Origin of the sequence: Pseudomonas sp. C1C7, assembly GCF_013359595.1 — a bacterium.
Classification (GTDB): Bacteria; Pseudomonadota; Gammaproteobacteria; order Pseudomonadales; family Pseudomonadaceae; genus Aquipseudomonas.
Genome location: NZ_JABFMP010000047.1, coordinates 26,234 through 46,056, shown reverse-complemented (window position 1 = coordinate 46,056; position 19,823 = coordinate 26,234). Strand labels below are relative to the sequence as shown.

Genomic DNA, 19,823 nt, shown 5'->3' with positions numbered 1-19,823 from the left:
ATTCCGGGCGTTTGCCAAAAGTGACCCGACCGTCAGGGCGGAACCGACAGCCGCCGCACCCGCAGTAATGGATATCTACACAACCCAAAAAGCATCGCGAGCAAGCCCGCACAGTAGATCTGATTCCATCCGCAAATCAGCGAGCAGGCCACCCAATCAATCAGTGAGTACTCAGCCCAGCCGCGCTCATGAACATCCGCATCAGACTCGCCACAACAAACAGCGCCCCGACACTCCCAACCCAGATCAGCGCCAACCACCCAAGCCGCTGCCACAACGGCTTCTTTTCCGCCTCTTCAATGTCATGCAGAGAATGCTTGCCAGACATGATTCATTACTCCAGTAACCCGCGATGGCGCCTCTAGCGACGCCATCGCGAGCAGGCTCGCTCCCACAAGAGCGCGACTAGTGATAACCGTCCTCATGAGTCACCTTGCCGCGGAACACGTAGTAGCTCCAGAAGGTGTACCCCAGAATGAACGGAATGATGAACAGCGTCCCCACCAGCATGAAACCCTGGCTCTGCGGCGGCGCGGCGGCGTCCCAGATGGAAATCGACGGCGGCACGATATTGGGCCACAGGCTGATCCCCAGACCGCTGTAGCCAAGGAAAATCAGCACCAGCGTCAGCACGAAGGGCGTGTAATGGGCATTGCGGGCCACCGCGCGAACCAGACCGTACAGCGTCACCAGCACCAGAATCGGCACCGGCAGGAACCAGAACAGGTTCGGCAAGGTGAACCAGCGGGCGGCGATTTCGGCGTGGGCCAGGGGCGTCCAGATACTGACGATACCGATCACCGCCAGCAGCACGAACGCCAGAGGCCGTGCCAGATCATGCATCTGTTCCTGCAACTTGCCTTCGGTCTTCATGATCAGCCAGGTGCAGCCCAGCAGCGCATAGGCCACCACCAGCGCGGCGCCGCAGAACAGGGTGAACGGTGTCAGCCAGTCCAGGGAACCACCGGCGAACTGCCGGTCGACCACCGGCAGGCCATCGATGAACGCCCCCAGCGCCACGCCTTGGAAGAAGGTCGCCGCAATCGAACCACCGATAAACGCCTTGTCCCACAGATGGCGCTTTTCGTCCCGGGCCTTGAAGCGGAACTCGAAGGCCACGCCGCGGAAAATCAGCCCGATCAGCATGAAGATCAGCGGCAGGTACAACGCCGAGAGCACCACCGAATACGCCAGCGGAAAGGCCCCGAACAACGCCGCGCCCCCCAGCACCAGCCAGGTTTCGTTGCCGTCCCAGACCGGGGCGACGGTGTTCATCATCACGTCACGGTCGGTCTTGCCGGGAATGAACGGGAACAGGATCCCGATCCCCAGATCGAAGCCGTCCATGACCACGTACATCATGATGCCGAAGATGATGATCACGGCCCAGATCAGCGGAAGATCAATACCCATGATTCAAATCTCCTTGGTCACGGTGTGGTCGGCATCGGCGTGATCGTCGGCCGCAGACAGGGGGCGCGCCGGCGTGCGTTTCTGGCCGGGTCCACCGTCGTTGGTTTCCTTGCCTTCGTCGATCTTCGGCCCCTTGCGCACCAGACGCATCATGTAGCCGAGGCCGGCACCGAACAGCGCGAAATACACCACGACAAACAGGATCAGAGTGATGCTCATCTGCATGACGCTATGGTTGGAGGACGCATCCGCCGTACGCATCAGACCGTAGACGACCCACGGCTGGCGGCCGATTTCCGTGGTGAACCAGCCGGCGAGAATCGCGATCAGGCCGGACGGGCCCATCCACAACGCCAGGTAAAGGAACGGACGCGAGGTGTAGAGCGTGTCGCGCTTGCGCAGCCAGAGGCTCCACAGGCCGGTGAAGATCATCAGGAAACCCAGACCGACCATGATCCGGAACGACCAGAACACGATGGTCGAATTGGGCCGGTCTTCAGGCGGGAATTCCTTGAGTGCCGGCACCTGTTTGTCCAGGGAGTGGGTCAGGATGATGCTGCCCAGATAGGGAATCTCGACGGCGAATTTGGTCCTTTCCTCTTTCATGTCCGGCCAGCCGAACAGGATCAGCGGCGTGGCTTCGTCACCCTTGTTTTCCCAGTGGCCTTCGATCGCAGCGATTTTCGCCGGTTGGTGTTCAAGGGTGTTGAGGCCATGGAAATCGCCGATCACGGCCTGGATCGGCGCGACGATCAAGGCCATCCACATCGCCATCGAAAGCATTTTGCGGATCGCCGGGTTGTCCTTGCCGCGCAGCAAATGCCAGGCCGCGGAGGAGCCTACGAAGAACGCTGTGGCGACGAACGCTGCCGTGGCCATGTGCATCAGGCGATAGGGGAACGAGGGGTTGAAGATCACCGCCAGCCAGTCGGTGGGGATCACCTGGCCGTTGACGATTTCAAAGCCTTGCGGGGTCTGCATCCAGCTGTTGGAGGCGAGAATCCAGAAGGTCGAGATCAACGTGCCGATGGCGACCATGACCGTGGCGAAGAAGTGCAGCCCGCGTCCGACCTTGTTCCAGCCGAACAGCATCACCCCCAGGAAACCGGCTTCGAGGAAGAACGCAGTGAGTACTTCATAGGTCAGCAACGGACCTGTCACGGAACCGGCGAAGTCTGAAAAGCGACTCCAGTTGGTGCCGAACTGATAGGCCATGACCAGCCCCGAGACCACGCCCATGCCGAAGTTGACGGCAAAGATCTTCGACCAGAAATGGTAGAGGTCACGGTAGGTACCGTTGTTGGTTTTCAGCCACAGACCTTCGAGTACCGCCAGGTAACTCGCCAGGCCAATGGTGATGGCAGGGAACAGAATGTGGAACGAGATGGTGAACGCGAACTGGATTCGGGCGAGATCAAGTGCCTCTAAACCGAACATAAGTCTTCCTCTGTCAGGTAGTACGGCTGCGGGCTGGAAGCCTGCATCCACGGCCCCCACGGGTAATGGAGTGTGGCGAATCTCTGTTTGTTCTTTTTTTACACGCATCGCTACGCAGGGAGTCTGGCCTTGCGGCCGCCGGATCAAAACCCTGGAAGGTCTTGATCTGGATCAAGCAACGTTGAAAGAGTAGTCCCATTTCAGGCGATGAACTGCGTGGTCTTTTGCCGCGTGACAAGTTGCCTCATGGCGATTGGCCAACAAAAAAATCGGCAACACCAGTGATCCCCCCTGTGTGCGGGCTTGCTCGCGAAAGCGGTGGGTCAGGCGATAACGACGTTGGATGTGCCGGCCTCTTCGCGAGCAAGCCCACACACAAGGGGTCCCCAGGAACTGGAGATCGGTGTCTAGCTAACTAAATTTCATGACTCTGCAACTTTCAGTTACAGGTTGGTGATAATCTCGCCCCTTCCCCACCTGCAGATCTGCCCTCAAATGCCCAGCCAAGAGCCTTTGCTGCTACGCCACCACCGCCCATTCCTCGCTTTCTGGTTCGCGCGGATTTTCACCGCCAGCGGCTTTCAGATGCTCACTGTGGCGATCGGCTGGAACCTCTATCAGCTGACCGGCAATGTGCTTGACCTGGGTCTGGTGGGGTTGGTGGAGTTCGCGCCGCGGGTGCTGTTCATGCTGCACACCGGACACGTGGCCGACCGCTACGACCGGCGCAAGGTCGCGGCGATCTGCCAATCCCTGCAGGCGCTGATCGCCCTGTCGCTGGCCATTGGCAGCGCCACCGACCACATCACCCGGGAGATGATCTTCATCCTCGCCTTCCTGCTCGGCGGCGCCCGCTCCTTCGAGATGCCGACCACCCAGGCCCTGCTGCCGAGCATCGTGCCCAGCGCCCTGTTCCCCCGGGCCGTGGCCGCCGCGCAATCGGCCCAGCAATCGGCCACCATCGTCGCCCCGGCCCTCGGCGGCCTGCTCTATGCCTTCGGCAGCGTGTGGGTGTATGGCCCGACCGTGCTGCTGTATGTCATTGCCTGCTCGCTGATGCTCAACCTGCCGGCCCGGCAGACACCGCTGAACAAGGGCAAGGCGACCCTGGATTCACTGTTGGCCGGCATCCGTTTCATCCGCAGCCGTCCGGACATTCTCGGCGCGATTTCCCTGGACCTGTTCGCCGTGCTGCTCGGCGGCGCCACGGCGCTGTTGCCGGTGTTCGCCAAGGACATTCTGCTCACCGGCCCCTGGGGCCTGGGTCTGCTGCGTTCCGCACCGGCGGTGGGGGCGTTGCTGATGTCGCTGTTCCTGGCCAGATTCGCCGTGGAGCGGAATGTCGGTCGGGTGATGTTCACCGCCGTGGGCATATTCGGCGTGGCCACCATCGCATTCGGGCTGTCGACCTCGTTCTGGTTCTCGCTGGCGGTACTGGTCGTGCTGGGCGCGGCCGACATGATCAGCATGGTGATCCGCGCCTCCTTCGTGCAACTGGAAACCCCCGACGAAATGCGCGGCCGGGTCAGCGCGGTAAATGGCCTGTTCATCGGTGCATCCAACCAGCTCGGCGAATTCGAATCCGGCCTCACCGCCCACTGGTTCGGCACCGTGCCGGCGGTGGTCATGGGCGGGATTGGCACACTGGTGGTGACCGGGACCTGGATCAAACTGTTCCCGACTCTAGCCCAGCGGGATCGGATGCATGTGCCGGCGGAAGAAGAAGCCAAGGCTTGAAGGCTCTAAACCAACAACTCCCCCGCCACCGCCGAGCGCGTGGCCTTGCCGCACAACTGCTCCACCAGCGTCAGGGCGAAGGCCAGTGCGGCACCCGAGCCCTGGGCGGTGATGCAGTTGCCATCGACCACCACCGGTTGATCGACGAAGTTGCAGCCCGAGAGGTGGTGACTGGCGGAGGGCAGGCAGGTCATGCGCCGCTGGCGCAGTACGCCGAAGGTTTGCAGGGCCAGCGCGGGGGCTTCGGCGATGCCGGCGAACAGGCGACCGGCGGCGGCCTGGTCCTTGATCAGTTGTTGCAGGGGTTGGTGGGCGGCCAGGTGCTGTGCACCGACGTCGCCCCCGGGCAGGACGATCAGGTCGAAAGGCTGGGCCAGCAGGTCGATGAGCATGGCGTCGCTGGTCAGGCGGGTGCCGCGAGCGCAGGTGAGCATGCGTCGTCCTTCGATGCTCGCCACCACCACTTCCACTTTGGCGCGACGCAGAACGTCGATCAGGGTGACGGCTTGCAGGTCATCAATGCCCTCGGCGAGGGTAATCAAGGCTCTAAAGGTCATGGGCACAGTCCACAGGATGATCCTTAAAGCGTAGTCAGCTTTGATTACCCCTGTTCGAGGCCCGCCGCGCCAGGAAACAACGCTACTTGATGTAGAGCTGCGTCGACATTGTGTTGCCCGGCGCGTTGATCGAGGTGTTGCTGAAGGTGAAGGTGCCCTCCTGCTTGCCGGCCATATCGAAAATGTACAGGTTGCCGACGGTTTTTCGACCCGGCGCGCATTCGGTCAGGTTGCCGTTGTCGTAGACGCAGACCGGCGTGCGGGTGCCATTGAGGTCGAACCCATCCAGCCCGACCTGAGGCTGGCTGCGGCCATACCCCACTTCCAGCACATAGATCCGGATGTTCGGCCCGCTGTGATTGCAGCGCGTCTGGGTCTGGCCTTCATCGATGTTTTCAAAGCCACAACCGGGCGATTCGACTTTCAGCACTTTGACCTGGGTCAAAGGCGGCGCCGGGGCCGCCAGGGCGGTTTGTGCGCCCAAAAGCATGGCCAGCAGGATCAACAGACGCATTTTCATGAAGTACACACCCCCGAGAACAGGCGCGCAGTATGGCTGACTCGGGCAAAACGCAAAACATCGACGACGATCACTACCATAAGCAGCCATAACCCCACGCGACTGGTATGATGCGCGGCTTTTTCCGACCCACAGAAAAATCCCAGGCGCCTACACCGGTCTGTGCTTTGCTGTTGAGATCGATACATTCACGGCGCCGGGCGCGCCACGGGGAGCAGGCATGCTGGAAAGGCTGTTTCAACTCAAGGCACACAACACCAACGTACGCACCGAGATTCTCGCAGGCGTCACGACCTTTTTGGCCATGGCCTACATTCTGTTCGTCAACCCGAGCATCCTCGGCGAAACCGGCATGGACAAGGGCGCCGTCTTCGTCGCGACCTGCCTGGCAGCCGCCATCGGCTCCACGGTGATGGGTCTGATCGCCAACTACCCGATCGCCCTGGCACCGGGCATGGGCCTGAACGCCTTCTTTACCTACACCGTGGTCCTGCACATGGGCCACACCTGGCAAGTGGCGCTGGGTGCGGTGTTCATCTCGGCAGTGTGCTTCTTCCTGCTGTCGATCTTCCGCATCCGTGAATGGATCATCAACAGCATCCCGCTGCCGCTGCGTTCGGCGATTGCCGCCGGTATCGGTCTGTTCCTGGCCCTGATCGCCCTGCACAACGCCGGCATCGTTGTCAGCAACCCGGCGACCATGGTCGGCCTGGGCGATCTGAAACAACCGGCACCGATCCTCGCGACCCTCGGTTTTGCCCTGATCGTCGCCCTGGAAGCGCTGGCCGTGCGCGGTGCAGTGCTGATCGGCATTCTGGTGGTGACCATCGTCTCCATCGTGATGGGCTTCACCCCGTTCGGTGGCGTGGTATCGATGCCACCTTCGCTGGCACCGACCTTCCTGCAACTGGACATCAAGGGCGCGCTGGACATTGGTCTGGTCAGCGTGATCTTCGCCTTCCTGTTCGTCGACCTGTTCGACAACTCCGGCACCCTGATCGGCGTCGCCAAGCGCGCCGGCCTGATGCGCAAGGACGGCCACATGCCGAAAATGGGCCGCGCCCTGATCGCCGACAGTACGGCGGCAATGGCCGGTTCCCTGCTGGGCACCTCGACCACCACCAGCTACATCGAATCCGCCGCGGGCGTGAGCGCCGGCGGCCGCACCGGTCTGACGGCTATCGTCGTCGCCATCCTGTTCCTGCTGGCGCTGTTCTTCTCGCCACTGGCCGGCAGCGTTCCGGCGTTCGCCACCGCACCGGCGCTGCTGTTCGTCGCCGTGCTGATGACATCTGGCCTGGCGGAAATAGACTGGGACGACATCACCGTGGCCGCCCCGGTGGTGATTACCGCCCTGGCCATGCCATTCACTTATTCCATCGCCAACGGCATCGCCTTCGGCTTCATTGCCTGGACCGCCATCAAACTGATGTCCGGTCGCGGTCGTGAGCTGAACCCGGCGCTGGTGATTCTGTCGATTCTGTTCGTGATCAAGCTCGGTTGGTTCAACGCATGACTTTTGATTCCCAGGCCTACGCCGTCCAGCTCGAAGATAAGGTCGCGCGTCTGCGTGACCTGCTGGCCCCTTTCGATGCCCCGGAGCCGGTCGTCTTCGATTCGCCGCTGCAAAACTTCCGCCTGCGCGCCGAGTTCCGCCTGTGGCGCGAAGCCGGCGAGCGCCATTACGCGATGTTTTCCCAGGAAGACAAACGCACGCCGATCCTGATCGAAGAGTTCCCGATCGCCAGCCTGCGCATCAACCAGTTGATGCCGCAGCTCAAGGCGGCATGGCAGGCCAGCTCGGCCCTGAGCCACAAGCTGTTCCAGGTGGAGTTCCTGACCACCCTGGCCGGCGATGCGATGATCACCCTGTGCTATCACCGCCCGCTGGACGAGCACTGGCACGCGGCGGCCACGAAACTGGCGGCCGATCTGGGCGTCAGCATCATCGGCCGCTCGAAGGGTAAACGCGAAGTCATCGGCCACGATTACGTGGTGGAAAAACTCGAAGTCGGCGGTCGCACCTTCAGCTACCGCCAGCCGGAAGGCGCGTTTACCCAGCCCAACGGCACGGTGAACCAGAAGATGCTCAACTGGGCGTACGAAGCCCTCGGCGACCGCAGCGATGACCTGCTGGAGCTGTATTGCGGCAACGGCAACTTCACCCTGCCGCTGGCCACCCGCGTGCGCAAAGTCCTGGCGACCGAAATCAGCAAGACCTCGGTCAACGCGGCGCTGAGCAACCTCAGCGAAAACGCTGTGGATAACGTCACGCTGGTGCGCCTGTCCGCCGAAGAACTGACTGAAGCGCTGAACGAAGTGCGGCCATTCCGCCGCCTGCACGGCATCGACCTGAAAAGCTACGAATTCGGCAGCGTCTTCGTCGACCCGCCCCGCGCCGGCATGGACCCGGACACCTGCGAACTGACCCGGCGCTTCGACAACATTCTCTACATCTCCTGCAACCCGCAAACCCTGGCGGCCAACATCGCCCAACTGCACGACACCCACCGCATCACCCAATGCGCGATGTTCGACCAGTTCCCGTGGACCCATCACATGGAGTCCGGGGTGTTGCTGACCCGACGGTGATTGCGGCCCGCCAGATGCGAAAAAGCCGTCTTGATAGACGGCTTTTTTGTGCCCGAGCAATTCACCCCGGCAGATTCTTTCGATACTCAGTCGTGGTAATGCCTTTGTAGCCCCAGTTATCGGTGTCGATTTCCTCGATCACGATGTGGGTCAGTTCCGGGGGCTTGCCCAGGACGCGTTGCAGGGTTTCGGTGATTTCGGCGATGACCTGGGCTTTCTGTTCGCGGGTGACGCCGTCACGGGTGATACGTACGCTGACGAAAGGCATGCTGCTTCTCCTGCTCGGCTGGTTGAGAAAGGCTGACGGTTCACTGTATCCGCGCGAGGGCTTCTGATAAATACTGCGTTACACACTTCATTTGATCCCTGGTGTAATCAATCATGCAGCGACAATTCGACGATCTTCAATTGGGCAGCATCGAGCTGTTCTGCCTGGCCGCCGAGGCTGGCAGCTTCACTGCGGCGGCGCTGGTGGCCGGGGTGACGCCTGCGGCGGTGAGCCGATCGGTGTCGCGCATGGAGGAGCGTCTGGGTGTGCGGCTGTTTGCGCGCACTACCCGCAGCGTGAAGCTGACCGACAGTGGCCGGCGCTACTACGAGGAATGTCGCCAGGCCCTGGCGCAACTGGTGGAAGCCCAGCGTGAAGTCATGGGTCAGCAGCAGGTACCGTCCGGCACCCTGCGCATCAGTATTCCGACCACCTATGCCCATCACCGGATCCTGCCGTTGATGCCGGCCTTTCGTGCGCGTTTTCCGGCGGTGAAGGTCGAGTCGCACATCAGCAACCGCAACATCGATTTCGTCGGCGAAGGCTATGACATGGCGATTCGCGTGCGGGCGATTCCGGACTCGGGCCTGATCGCCCGGCCACTGGAGGACGCCGCGCTGGTGATGATCGCCAGCCCCGAGTACCTCAAGCAGGCCGGAACGCCGCAGACCCTCGACGATTTGCAGCAGCACGAATGCATTCAGTACGAATTGCCCAGCAGCGGTCGGCGCATTGCCTGGTTGTTCAATGAAGACGGCGTGGAGCGGGAGATCCTGGCGGAAGGCAATTTCGTCTGCTCCGATGACGTTTTGGGCGGCGTGACGCTGGCGAAGCACGGGGCGGGATTGTTTCAGACGTATCGGTTTATCGTGGAGAAGGAGTTGGCGGATGGCTCGTTGGTGGAGGTGCTCAAACCTTATGCCGGGCGTTCGCGGCCGTTTACCCTGCTCTATCCGCAGAGTCGGCATATGCCGTTGAGATTGCGGGCGTTCATTGATTTTCTGGTTGAGCATCTACCACGCTAAAGCGACGATCCATGTAGCAGCTGGCGAAGCCTGCGTCCGGCTGCGCAGCAGTCGTGATATCAGCCAGCGCGTTGTTTCAGGTAAATAGGGTTCTCAGGTTTTGCGACTGCTGCGCAGCCGGACGCAGGCTTCGCCAGCTGCTACAGGATCGGTGCAGACTCTGTCTTTGTTCGATCACCGAACACAAACAGCCGACTGACCACCTCTTCAATTGACCAAATTAACCATCTAGTACAATTTATCTCCACAGGCTTTATTCCTGGCCAAATGCCAAAAATAATAAGTGGAGAAACCTCGATGTCCCCCATCATTCTGGTGCTCAACGGCCCCAATCTGAACATGCTCGGTACCCGTGAACCGGCGAATTACGGCTACGAAACCCTGGCCGATATTTCAAACCTGTGCGGGCGCACCGCTGAAGAGTTCGGGCTGGCGGTGGAGTTTCGCCAGACCAACCATGAAGGCGAAATGATCGACTGGATTCACGCAGCCCGCGGCCGTTGCGCCGGGATCGTGATCAATCCGGCGGCCTGGACCCACACCTCGGTGGCGATCCGCGATGCGCTGGTTGCCAGCGAATTGCCGGTGATCGAAGTCCACCTGTCCAACGTCCACGCCCGTGAGCCGTTCCGCCATCATTCCTTCGTGTCCGCCATTGCCATTGCGGTCATGGCCGGGTTCGGCAGCCACGGTTATCGCCTGGCGCTGGAGCATTTCAGCCAGCGTCTGAAAGGGTGAACGTCATGAACCAGAATCAAAGCGTATTGGCCGGACTGATCGGCGCCGGCATCCAGGCCTCCCGTACTCCCTCGCTGCACGAGCATGAAGGCGATGCCCAGGGCTTGCGTTACCTCTATCGCCTGATCGACCTCGATCAGTTGCAACTGGACAACAACGCCCTGCCCGACCTGCTGACCGCCGCCGAGCGCATGAACTTCACCGGTCTGAACATCACCTTCCCGTGCAAGCAGGCGATCATCCCGCTGCTGGATGAACTGTCGCCCGAAGCCCGGGGCATCGGCGCGGTCAACACTGTGGTTCTCAAGGACGGCAAACGCATCGGCCACAACACCGATTGCCTGGGCTTTGCCGAAGGCTTTCGTCGGGGCCTGAAAGGCGTTGCCGTCGAACGCGTGGTGCAGATGGGTGCCGGCGGCGCAGGCGCAGCGGTGGCTCACGCGCTACTGAGCGAAGGCGTGCAGCAACTGAGCATTTTCGATGTGGACACGAGCCGCGCCCAGAGCCTGGCCGACAACCTAAACCAGCATTTCGGCGAGGGCCGCGCGGTGTCCGGCCATGACCTGGCGGGCACCTTGAGCGAAGCCGACGGTCTGGTGAACACCACGCCCATGGGCATGAAAAAACTGCCGGGCATGCCGGTGCCGGCGGAGCTGCTGCGTGCCGAGTTGTGGGTGGCGGAGATTGTCTATTTCCCGCTGGAAACCGAACTGCTGCGCAACGCCCGCGCCCTCGGTTGCCGCACGCTCGATGGCGGCAACATGGCGGTGTTCCAGGCGGTGAAGGCGTTTGAATTGTTCAGCGGCGTGGTGCCGGATGCGCAGCGAATGCTGGCGCATTTTCAGAGCATGAATGGCTGAAAAGCAAAAGATCGCAGCCTGCAACAGGCTGCGATCCCCTCACACTTGCAGGTAGCGCAGCACCGACTCGCAAATCATCTCGCGATGACGCTGCTTGATCGCTTCGTCCGGCAGGTCGATCTGAAAAATCTCGCCGAAGGTATGACGGTTCGACACGCGATAGAAGCAGAACGAACTGATCAGCAAATGCACGTCCAACGGATCAAGACCACTGCGGAACACGCCCAGCTCGGCACCGCGACGCAGGATCTCGCCCAGTGAATCGAGGATGGTGTTGTTCATCGCCTTGATGGCATCGGACTGCTTCACATACTCGGCGTTGTGAATGTTCTCGATGCTGACGATCCGCACGAAATCGACATTGCGATCATGGTGATCGAAGGTGAATTCCACCAACCGCCGAATCGCATCCACCGGTGCCAGTTCAGCCAGGTGCAGGCGGTTTTCGGTGCTGCGGATATCGCCGTAGAGCTTTTCCAGAACCTCGACGTAGAGCTGCTCCTTACTGCCGAAGTAGTAATAGATCATGCGTTTGGAGGTGTGGATACGCTCGGCGATGGCATCGACGCGGGCGCCGGACAGGCCCTGCTGGACGAACTCGACGATCGCCTCCTGCAGGATGTTCTCGCGGGTTTTTTCCGGGTTGTTCTTGCGACTCTTGCGCGGTTCGGCAACGGGTTGCCCGGGGGCTGCGGAGAGGTCTGAAGTCATTGTCATTGCGGGCTCACGGCCATCATGCACAAGCTGGCGATTATGAGCCGCGCCGCACGGTGAAGGAAGCCGTGCGGCAGCGGTTTGTCGAATCGATTTACGATTTTCCTACAACTTTGCCTGACGTACGGCACCACTCCGGGATTTGGCCATGGCCGCCAGGCGCACCGCCACGTTCGCCGCGCCGTAACCGGCATAGCCGTTCTTGCGCTGAATGATCTCGAAGAAGAATCGCCCTTCGAACGGCTCGGTGTACACATGGAACAGCTCGCCGCCTTGGGCATCGCGGTCGTACAGCACGTTGTAGTAGGCCAGTTCGCTGAGGAACTCGTCGTCGAAATCGAAACGCGCCGCCAGGTCATCGTAGTAGTTGAGCGGAATGTCCAGAAGCGGAACGCCCGCCTCTTTCGCCCGACTGACCTGAGCAAAGATATCGTCGCAATCGAAGGCGATGTGATGCACACCTGAACCGCGATAACTCGACAGCGCGTGTGAGATCGCGGTGTTGCGGTTCTCGGAAATGTTCAGCGGCAGGCGGATCGAACTGTCCCGGCTGCGCAGGGCACGGCTTTTCACCAAGCCATAGGGATCGGGCAGGACCACTTCGTCGTCGGCCTCGAAATCCAGCAGGCTCTTGTAGAACAGCACCCAGCTGTCGAGGCTGTCGGCGGGCAGCGCCATGGCCATGTGGTCGATGCGCTTGAGGCCACCGTTGGTCTGCGCGTCTGGCACGAGGTTGAAGTCGGTGCCGTAAACATCAGCGTTCTGGTCCACCAGATAAATCAGGCTGCCATCCGGCGCGCGCACGGCGGCCAGTTCCAGCTCGTTCGGGCCTACCAGACCGCGATAGGGCTGGCCTTTATAGGCCACGGCCCGCGCCAATGCGCTGGCACTGTCCTTGACCCGCACGGCGGTGGCGCACAGCGATGGGCCGTGGGCTTCGAAGAAACTGTGACCGAAGGAGTACGGCTCGGAGTTGAGGATCAGGTTGATATCACCCTGGCGCATCAGGCTGACGCTCTTGGAGCGATGCTGGCCAGCCTTGACGAAGCCCAGGCGCTCCAGCCAGTGGGACAGCTTGGCGCCGAGGCTTTCGTCCACGGCGAACTCGAGAAACTCCACGCCGTTGTATTCGCTGGCCTTGGGTGTCTCGAACAGAATTTCGCGATTGGCAGTCTCACGAGCTTCCTGTTCCAGGCGCTGGCGGGTTTTCTCCTCCAGGTACAGCAAGGAGCGCAAACCGTCGGCGGCATTGGCCCGTGGCGGCGCGGCGCGGAAGCCGTCGTTGAAGATCTCCAGCGACAGAGGCCCGGTATAGCCGCTCTTGATGATCGGCGCGAGGAAGCCCGGCAGATCGAACTCGCCCTGGCCGGGGAAGCAGCGGAAATGCCGACTCCACTCCAGCACGTCCATGGCCAGGATCGGCGCGTCGGCCATCTGCACGAAGAAGATCTTGTCGCCGGGAATCTCTGCGATCGCACCGGGATCACCCTTGAGCGACAGGGTATGGAAGCTGTCGAGCAGCACGCCGAGGCTCGGATGGTCAGCCTGGCGGACGATGTTCCACACCTGTTGATAAGTATTGACGTGACGGCCCCAGGCCAGCGCTTCGTAGCCGATGCGCAGACCGCGTGCACCCGCACGTTCGGCCAGCAGGCGCAAATCATCGACTAAAATTTGTTCATCACCCACCGAATCCGCAGAGGCGTTGCTGCACACCAGCACCAGATCCGTGCCCAGCTCCTGCATCAGGTCGAACTTGCGCTCGGCCCGCTCCAGGTTGCGCGACAGGCGTTCACGGCGGCAGCCCTCGAAGTCCCGGAACGGTTGAAACAGCGTGATGGCGATCCCGAGATCGGCGCACATCTGTTTAATTTCCCGCGGGCTGCCGTCGTAGTAGAGAAGGTCATTCTCGAAAATCTCGACGCCATCGAAGCCGGCGGCAGCAATGGCTTCGAGTTTTTCCGGCAGGGTACCGCTCAGGGATACGGTGGCAATGGAACGCTGCATGTTTCGGCTCCCGGTGGTGGAGGGAATCTTGTAAGGGGCATTGCACGCTGATGCTTCATGCAGGAGCTGCCGAAGGCTGCGATCTTTTGATCTTGCTTTTAAAAATCAAAATCCAAATCAAGATCAAAAGATCGCAGCCTTCGGCAGCTCCTACAGGGAAAGCGTTACGCCTGGATGAATTATTGGCCCCATAAACGAACACAGCAATTTAAAGTGTACTACCCGGTTAGTTTTGTGTTCGATTATCGAACAAAATGGCCTTTGGCGAATTGACGATTTTTTGTTCACTGCGCAACATCAACACCACATTGAGGCCGGTCCACGAACCGCTGGTCTCAGGTAAACAGACCCAGAACACCACATAAAAATTTCAAAAAACGGGTAAAAGCTCATGTGCTCATTCAACGCCCTGCTCGCTCCAGCTACCGTCATTACGCCCTGCCTGGCGTCCATCCGAATCCTGCGCACCGCTGGCATCGCCGTGCCGCTCGCTGAATAACCCGTCAGTCGACGAACCCAGCCGATCAGTCCCGCGCCCGTTGCCCTCGACTGATCACGCGCCCATGAAGTCCAGACGAGCTTCGCTTGTCAGTCATTGAACGGATGGCCCAGATGAACCCTACTCAAAGCTCTCGCATGGCTCCGGCCATGAGTGCCGCCACTGGCGGTATCGGTGACAAAATCCGCGGCGCCATGGCCGTCGGCAAGACCCGTTGGGGCATGCTGGCGCTGGTGTTCTTCGCCACCACCCTGAACTACATCGACCGCGCCGCCCTGGGCGTCATGCAGCCCATCCTCGCCAAGGAAATGAGCTGGACGGCGATGGACTACGCCAACATCAACTTCTGGTTCCAGGTCGGCTACGCCATCGGTTTCGTGCTGCAAGGCCGCCTGATCGACCGGGTCGGCGTCAAGCGCGTGTTCTTCTGCGCGGTGCTGCTCTGGAGCCTGGCCACCGGTGCCCACGGCCTGGCCACCTCGGCGGCCGGTTTCATGGTCTGCCGCTTCATTCTCGGCCTGACCGAAGCCGCCAACTACCCGGCCTGCGTGAAGACCACGCGCCTGTGGTTCCCGGCCGGCGAGCGCGCCGTGGCCACCGGTATCTTCAACGCCGGGACCAACGTCGGCGCCATGTTCACGCCGATGCTGTTGCCGCTGATCCTCCACGCCTGGGGCTGGCAGGCCGCGTTCATCTGCATGTCGGCACTGGGCGGTATCTGGCTGGTGCTGTGGGCTCTGAAGTACTACAACCCGGAAGATCACCCACGGGTCAAACAGTCCGAGCTGGACTACATCCAGAACGAAGTCGAACCTGCACAGACCCGCGTGCCTTTCTCGAAGATCCTGCGCATGCGCGGCACCTGGGCCTTCGCTCTCGCCTACTCGATCACCGCGCCCGTGTTCTGGTTCTACCTGTACTGGCTGCCACCGTTCCTCAATCAGCAATACAACCTGGGCATCAACGTGACCCAGATGGGTATTCCACTGATCATCATCTACCTCACCGCCGACTTCGGCAGTGTCGGCGGCGGGATCCTGTCCTCGTTCCTGATCGGCCGCGGCGTCAACCCGATCAAGGCTCGCCTGATGTCCATGCTGCTGTTCGCCTGCTGCATCATCGGCGTGATCATCGCGGCCGGCTCGAGCAACCTGTGGGTGGCGGTGTTCGCGATCTCCCTGGCCATCGGTGCGCACCAGGCCTGGACCGCCAACATCTGGAGCCTGGTGATGGACTACACGCCCAAGCACATGATGAGTACGGTGTTCGGTTTCGGCGGCATGTGCGCCGCGATCGGCGGGATGTTCATGACCCAGTTGGTCGGCCACATTCTGACCGCTACCAACAACAACTACACCGTGCTGTTCACCCTGATTCCGGCGATGTACTTCATCGCACTGATCTGGATGTACTTCATGGCACCGCGCAAGATCCCGAAAGTAGAAGACTGATGTTCCCTCGGCGCAGGCCCTTGATCGGGCCTGCGCTTTTTTTTGCCCGCGATTTGTGGGGCGTCAGGATCGGACTCAGCGGCGACGTTGCTGCCAGGCCGCCGCCAGCCCGCTGCAGCAGATCACGGCGATACCGATCACGGTGGTCAGGGTCGGCGTATGGGAGAACAGCAGCCAGCCCAGCAGGCCGGCAAAGATGATCTGGCAATAGCTGAACGGCGCCAGCAAGGCCGGTGCGGCAAGGCGGAAGGCCTGGGTCAGGAACAGGTGCGCGGTCATCCCGCAGGCCCCCAGCGCCAGCATCATCGCGCCATGGCCCAGGGTCGGCACCTGCCAGAAAAACGGCACCAACGCACTCATCACCAAGGTGTTGCACAGCCCTGCGAAAAAGTTACTGGTGGTCGGGCTGTCGACTTCACTGAGCTTGCGCGTCAGCAACTGATAGAAGCAGAAAAACAGCGCCGAACAGAACGGCAGCAACACCGCCGGGGTGAACAATTCACCACCGGGGTGGACGATGATCAGCACCCCGCTGAAACCGCAAATCACCGCCAGCCATTGGCCCCGCGTCACCCGCTCCTTGAGCAGCGGTACCGACAGCGCGGTGACCAGCACCGGGGCGAGGAAGTTGACCGATGTGGCTTCCGCCAACGGGATGTACATCAGGCCCGTGGTGAAAAACAGGCTGGTGCCCAGCAGGCACAGGGCGCGGATCACCTGGAGCATCGGCCGCTTCGTGCGCAGGACCCCGACCCCGGATTGCGGCAGGAAAATCCCGGCCATCAACAGCGTGTGAACCACATAACGCGCCCACACCACCATCACGATCGGATAGAACCCGGACAGGTACTTGGAGATGGCGTCGTGACTGGAGAAGAGGAAGGTTGCGACAACGATCAGCAGAATCCCTTTGAAGGGCTGATTGACGCCGGAAAGCGGGGTGCTGACGGTCATTGGGGTTCCTTTAAATACATCAAAAAATCAAACGCTTCGCGGGCAAGCCTCGCTCCTACGGTTCGACATTAGACCTGTAGGAGCGAGGCTTGCCCGCGAAAGGTACGCAGTACCGCTCAAATCCGCGCCAACAATTCCCGGGTCCTGTCCAGCGCCATCTGCGCCCGGTCCAACCCACTCACACCCTGCTCCAGCAGATGCACCGTGGGAATCTCCAGGCTCAATGCAATGTTAGCCGGCAAACAGCGCAACAATCCTGGCAAATCACAATCGCCTTCACCGGGAAAACGTCGCTCGTTGCGCGCCTGACGCAAGATCTCGGCCATGTCCGCCGGCCTTGGCCCCGCAACGTCGCACAACTGCGCATACCGTAACCGTGACGGGGCGACCCTGGCCAGCTCTTCCAGCCTTGATCCAGAGCGGTCGAAGTGGAACGCGTCGACCAGCACTGCACCGTTTTCGCGCCCGGCGGCCTCGACGATGCGCACCGCTTGCGCAAGATCCCGCGCCTCGGTCCAGGGCATGAACTCCAGATGCGGGTGCAGTCCATAAGACGCCGCCAGGTCACAGAGTTCGCCGAAGTTGTCCGTCATTCGTCGCTCGTCGGGATCGTTGCCGGCCACCAGCAGCTCGCTGGCCCCCAGCTCGGCGCCCACCGCCAGAATTCGTTCGAAATCGGCCACCACGGTTTCCGGTTTCAGTCGCAGGATTTCCACATCCAGCACGCCGATGCCGGTGTCCCGCAGACGCGCCAGGGTCTGGCGACGCAAATCGCTGTCGGCCACCAATGGAAAATGATGCTCCTGAGGCGTGGCCGGTACCAGGCGCAGACCGACATGGCTGTAGCCCGCGCGGGCCGCCACTTCCACCATCTCGGGCGGTGACAGTTCCAGCACGGTCAGGCTGGCCAGGGAAAAAATCCGCTCACTCATGGTCATTCCTCGATCAGCGAAGGTGTGCAGGCCTGGCCGGTTTCGGCGGCCTGGCGAATGGCTTCGATCAGCGCCAGCGTGCGGGCGCCATCGGCGACGCTCACCAGCGGTTCGACCTCGCGACGTGCCACGCGCACAAAATGCTGCAACTGCACCCGCAGGGCCTCATCAGCCGTGAAGGCCTCCTGACTGACCTGCAAAGGCTGATGCCAGCCGCCATCGGCCTCGGTGTAGTACCAGCGCTTGAGTTGCGGAATGCTCAACGCCCCGCCTGTCCCGGCCAGCAGATAGCACGGCTGATCGGCCTGAATCGGATATACCGGGTTCTCCCCCGAATCCAGCTCCCAACTCCAGGGCGCCGCCACCGCGTCGGAACCGGTCAGGCTGCCCAGCGCGCCGTTGTCGAATTGCAGCAGCACCGCCGCGCAATCCTCATTGGCGAACCCGCGGATCCCGTTGCTGGTGATCGCCTGAACCTGACGCACCTCGCCACACAAATGGCGCAACAGGTCGAGATCGTGGATCAGGTTGGTCAGCAACATCCCAGCGCCCTCTTCACGACGCCACGGCGTTTCGAAATAGCTGTCGGGCTTGCGCAGCTGCCAGAGCGCCGTGACCGTGGTCAACCTCCCGAGGGCGCCGCCATGCACCAGCTCATGGGCGCGGACGATCAGCGGGTTGTGCCGACGATGATGACCGACCAGCACCGGTACACCGGTGTTTTTCACCGCGGCCACCAGCTCGCGGACTTCATCCATATGCACGCCGACCGGCTTTTCCAGCAACACCGGCACACCGGCGGCCAGGCAATCGAGTGCGGTGCTGACGTGCAGATTATTCGGATTGGCGATGATGACCGCGTCCGGCCTGGCCTGCTCCAGCATCTGACGGTGATCGGCGAAATGCGCCACACCCCATTGCACCGCGATGTCGGCAGCCTGCGGACCGGGATCGGCCACGGCGCACAGCGTCGCCTCGCTCAGGGTAATCAGATGCCGGTAATGCTGTTGGCCCATGTTGCCGGCACCGATCAGGGCGATGCGAAGGGGCGAAGTCATGGTGCGGTCCTCTTTTGGTTGTTGTTGGAGGGGTGAATTCCAACAATTTAGAACCGAGTTCCACTTTCTAGAATGTACAAGTGGTGAAAGTGTTCGAACAGCGCACAGTTTGAACAGTCAGCGATATCCAAATGTGGGAGCGGGCTTGCTCGCTCCCACAGGAGATGTGTGTAAAGGCTTAGCTAAACAACTCAGAAGCCAGACTCGCCGCCGACAGCTCATCGGTAAACGCCAGCAACAGCGGCGCCAACCCATGCAACCGCGCCCCCGGCATCCGCGCGCTCGGCCCGGCAATGCTGAGCACCCCGATCACCCGCCCATCCGCCGGATGACGCACCACCGCGGCAATCGCCGAGGTGCCCACCGCCGAGCTTTCCTCGACACAGGCATACCCCTGCTCCCGCGCCAGGTGCAGCCGATCGAGCAGTTCGATATTGGAGCGCGGCGCATTCGGCCCCAGCTCCAGCGGCCGATCCTCCACCTGTCGCTCCACCAGCGATAACGCCTGCGCATCGCTCATGCACGCCAGCCAGGCATGCCCGGAAGCGGTGTAGAACAGCGGCGCATCGCGCCCCATGTCCGGGTCGTAACGTAGACCGGAACGGGCGCCCTGGGACTTGGCGATCCAGGTCTGCCGCTCGCCCTCGATCACACCCAAACGCACCAGTTCGCCGGTTTCCTGGGCCAGGCGGTCGAGCACCGGCTGCACGATATCGGCGCCACTGCTCGACAGGTACCGAAAGCCCATCGCCACCAGTTTGGTCGACAGGTGATAACGCAAATTCTCCGGATTCTGCCGCACGTAACCCAAGCGGATCAGCTCCGCAAGCAGCCGGTGGGTGGCGCTTTTGGGGATGTCCAGTTGCTCGGCCAGGGTCTGCATCGGCAGGCCGCGAGGGTCACTGGTGAGGCTTTCGAGCACACTGAAAACACGTTCGATCTGACTGCCGGCCATGGGCGTCTCCACGGAAAATTTGCCCGATTCTAGAAGACAACCGATGAATAGCGAAATCTGGAACTGACTGTCCGATAACCGCCCGCTTTAACGGCGAAGACCTTGC

The 19,823-nt window shown here is 61.3% G+C and carries 19 protein-coding genes; 7 read left to right on the top strand and 12 right to left on the bottom strand.

What is annotated here, in order from left to right:
• Positions 1 to 160 precede the first annotated feature (160 nt).
• The 3 genes from HNO86_RS26895 to HNO86_RS26885 form a co-directional block, all read right to left on the bottom strand.
• Positions 161 to 328, bottom strand: a complete 168-nt coding sequence (locus HNO86_RS26895) for a DUF2474 domain-containing protein (RefSeq protein ID WP_175379958.1) — start codon at positions 326 to 328, stop codon at positions 161 to 163.
• A 77-nt stretch (positions 329 to 405) separates the two neighbouring features.
• Positions 406 to 1,413, bottom strand: coding sequence for a cytochrome d ubiquinol oxidase subunit II (gene cydB / locus HNO86_RS26890; protein ID WP_175379957.1), 1,008 nt, complete (start codon positions 1,411 to 1,413; stop codon positions 406 to 408).
• 3 nt (positions 1,414 to 1,416) lie between these two features.
• A complete protein-coding gene (locus HNO86_RS26885) occupies positions 1,417 to 2,850 on the bottom strand; it encodes a cytochrome ubiquinol oxidase subunit I (RefSeq protein WP_175379956.1) in 1,434 nt (477 codons plus the stop codon).
• 495 nt (positions 2,851 to 3,345) lie between these two features.
• Between HNO86_RS26885 and HNO86_RS26880 the strand changes: the two genes are divergently transcribed.
• Positions 3,346 to 4,587 (top strand): MFS transporter, encoded by a 1,242-nt coding sequence (locus HNO86_RS26880; protein ID WP_175379955.1) that lies wholly within the window; start codon positions 3,346 to 3,348, stop codon positions 4,585 to 4,587.
• 5 nt (positions 4,588 to 4,592) lie between these two features.
• Here the strand turns inward: HNO86_RS26880 and HNO86_RS26875 are convergent, their stop codons facing one another.
• Both HNO86_RS26875 and HNO86_RS26870 read right to left on the bottom strand, forming a co-directional pair.
• On the bottom strand, positions 4,593 to 5,144 hold the full coding sequence (locus HNO86_RS26875) for a DJ-1 family glyoxalase III (RefSeq protein ID WP_175379954.1): 552 nt from the start codon (positions 5,142 to 5,144) through the stop codon (positions 4,593 to 4,595).
• Positions 5,145 to 5,226: 82 nt separating this feature from the next.
• Positions 5,227 to 5,664 carry a DUF4879 domain-containing protein gene (locus tag HNO86_RS26870; protein ID WP_175379953.1) on the bottom strand — a complete coding sequence of 146 codons (438 nt, stop codon included), beginning with the start codon at positions 5,662 to 5,664 and terminating at the stop codon, positions 5,227 to 5,229.
• Between the two features lie 220 nt (positions 5,665 to 5,884).
• Here HNO86_RS26870 and HNO86_RS26865 point away from each other — a divergent pair, with 220 nt between their 5' ends.
• Both HNO86_RS26865 and trmA read left to right on the top strand, forming a co-directional pair.
• Positions 5,885 to 7,180 (top strand): NCS2 family permease, encoded by a 1,296-nt coding sequence (locus HNO86_RS26865; protein WP_175379952.1) that lies wholly within the window; start codon positions 5,885 to 5,887, stop codon positions 7,178 to 7,180.
• Entirely contained in the window at positions 7,177 to 8,256 is a 1,080-nt protein-coding gene (gene trmA / locus HNO86_RS26860; RefSeq protein WP_175379951.1) for a tRNA (uridine(54)-C5)-methyltransferase TrmA, read from the top strand. The genes HNO86_RS26865 and trmA overlap by 4 nt, the downstream gene beginning before the upstream one ends.
• Before the next feature lie 61 nt (positions 8,257 to 8,317).
• On the opposite strand, the gene HNO86_RS26855 is transcribed toward trmA, so the two are convergent.
• Complete coding sequence (locus HNO86_RS26855) at positions 8,318 to 8,524, bottom strand: 4-oxalocrotonate tautomerase family protein (RefSeq protein WP_047533558.1); 207 nt, start codon at positions 8,522 to 8,524, stop codon at positions 8,318 to 8,320.
• Between the two features lie 113 nt (positions 8,525 to 8,637).
• On the opposite strand from HNO86_RS26855, the gene HNO86_RS26850 reads away from it, so the two are divergent.
• The 3 genes from HNO86_RS26850 (at position 8,638) to HNO86_RS26840 (ending at position 11,147) form a co-directional block, all read left to right on the top strand.
• Positions 8,638 to 9,549 carry a LysR family transcriptional regulator gene (locus HNO86_RS26850; protein WP_175379950.1) on the top strand — a complete coding sequence of 304 codons (912 nt, stop codon included), beginning with the start codon at positions 8,638 to 8,640 and terminating at the stop codon, positions 9,547 to 9,549.
• A gap of 297 nt (positions 9,550 to 9,846) precedes the next feature.
• Entirely contained in the window at positions 9,847 to 10,287 is a 441-nt protein-coding gene (aroQ, locus tag HNO86_RS26845) for a type II 3-dehydroquinate dehydratase (protein WP_175379949.1), read from the top strand.
• A gap of 5 nt (positions 10,288 to 10,292) precedes the next feature.
• Positions 10,293 to 11,147, top strand: a complete 855-nt coding sequence (locus HNO86_RS26840; protein ID WP_175379948.1) for a shikimate dehydrogenase — start codon at positions 10,293 to 10,295, stop codon at positions 11,145 to 11,147.
• Positions 11,148 to 11,186: 39 nt separating this feature from the next.
• On the opposite strand, the gene HNO86_RS26835 is transcribed toward HNO86_RS26840, so the two are convergent.
• Positions 11,187 to 11,864: a TetR/AcrR family transcriptional regulator gene (locus HNO86_RS26835; RefSeq protein ID WP_175379947.1), complete on the bottom strand. Its 678-nt coding sequence runs from the start codon at positions 11,862 to 11,864 to the stop codon at positions 11,187 to 11,189.
• A gap of 102 nt (positions 11,865 to 11,966) precedes the next feature.
• Complete coding sequence (gene quiC, locus HNO86_RS26830; RefSeq protein WP_175379946.1) at positions 11,967 to 13,868, bottom strand: 3-dehydroshikimate dehydratase QuiC; 1,902 nt, start codon at positions 13,866 to 13,868, stop codon at positions 11,967 to 11,969.
• Between the two features lie 612 nt (positions 13,869 to 14,480).
• On the opposite strand from quiC, the gene HNO86_RS26825 reads away from it, so the two are divergent.
• Entirely contained in the window at positions 14,481 to 15,818 is a 1,338-nt protein-coding gene (locus HNO86_RS26825) for an MFS transporter (RefSeq protein ID WP_175379945.1), read from the top strand.
• A 75-nt stretch (positions 15,819 to 15,893) separates the two neighbouring features.
• On the opposite strand, the gene HNO86_RS26820 is transcribed toward HNO86_RS26825, so the two are convergent.
• From HNO86_RS26820 to HNO86_RS26805, 4 genes are all read right to left on the bottom strand, one after another.
• Positions 15,894 to 16,772: a DMT family transporter gene (locus HNO86_RS26820; RefSeq protein ID WP_175379944.1), complete on the bottom strand. Its 879-nt coding sequence runs from the start codon at positions 16,770 to 16,772 to the stop codon at positions 15,894 to 15,896.
• 116 nt (positions 16,773 to 16,888) lie between these two features.
• Positions 16,889 to 17,704, bottom strand: a complete 816-nt coding sequence (locus HNO86_RS26815; RefSeq protein ID WP_175379943.1) for a sugar phosphate isomerase/epimerase — start codon at positions 17,702 to 17,704, stop codon at positions 16,889 to 16,891.
• Between the two features lie 2 nt (positions 17,705 to 17,706).
• A complete protein-coding gene (locus HNO86_RS26810; protein ID WP_175379942.1) occupies positions 17,707 to 18,762 on the bottom strand; it encodes a Gfo/Idh/MocA family protein in 1,056 nt (351 codons plus the stop codon).
• Positions 18,763 to 18,940: 178 nt separating this feature from the next.
• Positions 18,941 to 19,717, bottom strand: a complete 777-nt coding sequence (locus HNO86_RS26805; protein WP_175379941.1) for an IclR family transcriptional regulator — start codon at positions 19,715 to 19,717, stop codon at positions 18,941 to 18,943.
• Positions 19,718 to 19,823: the final 106 nt, after the last annotated feature.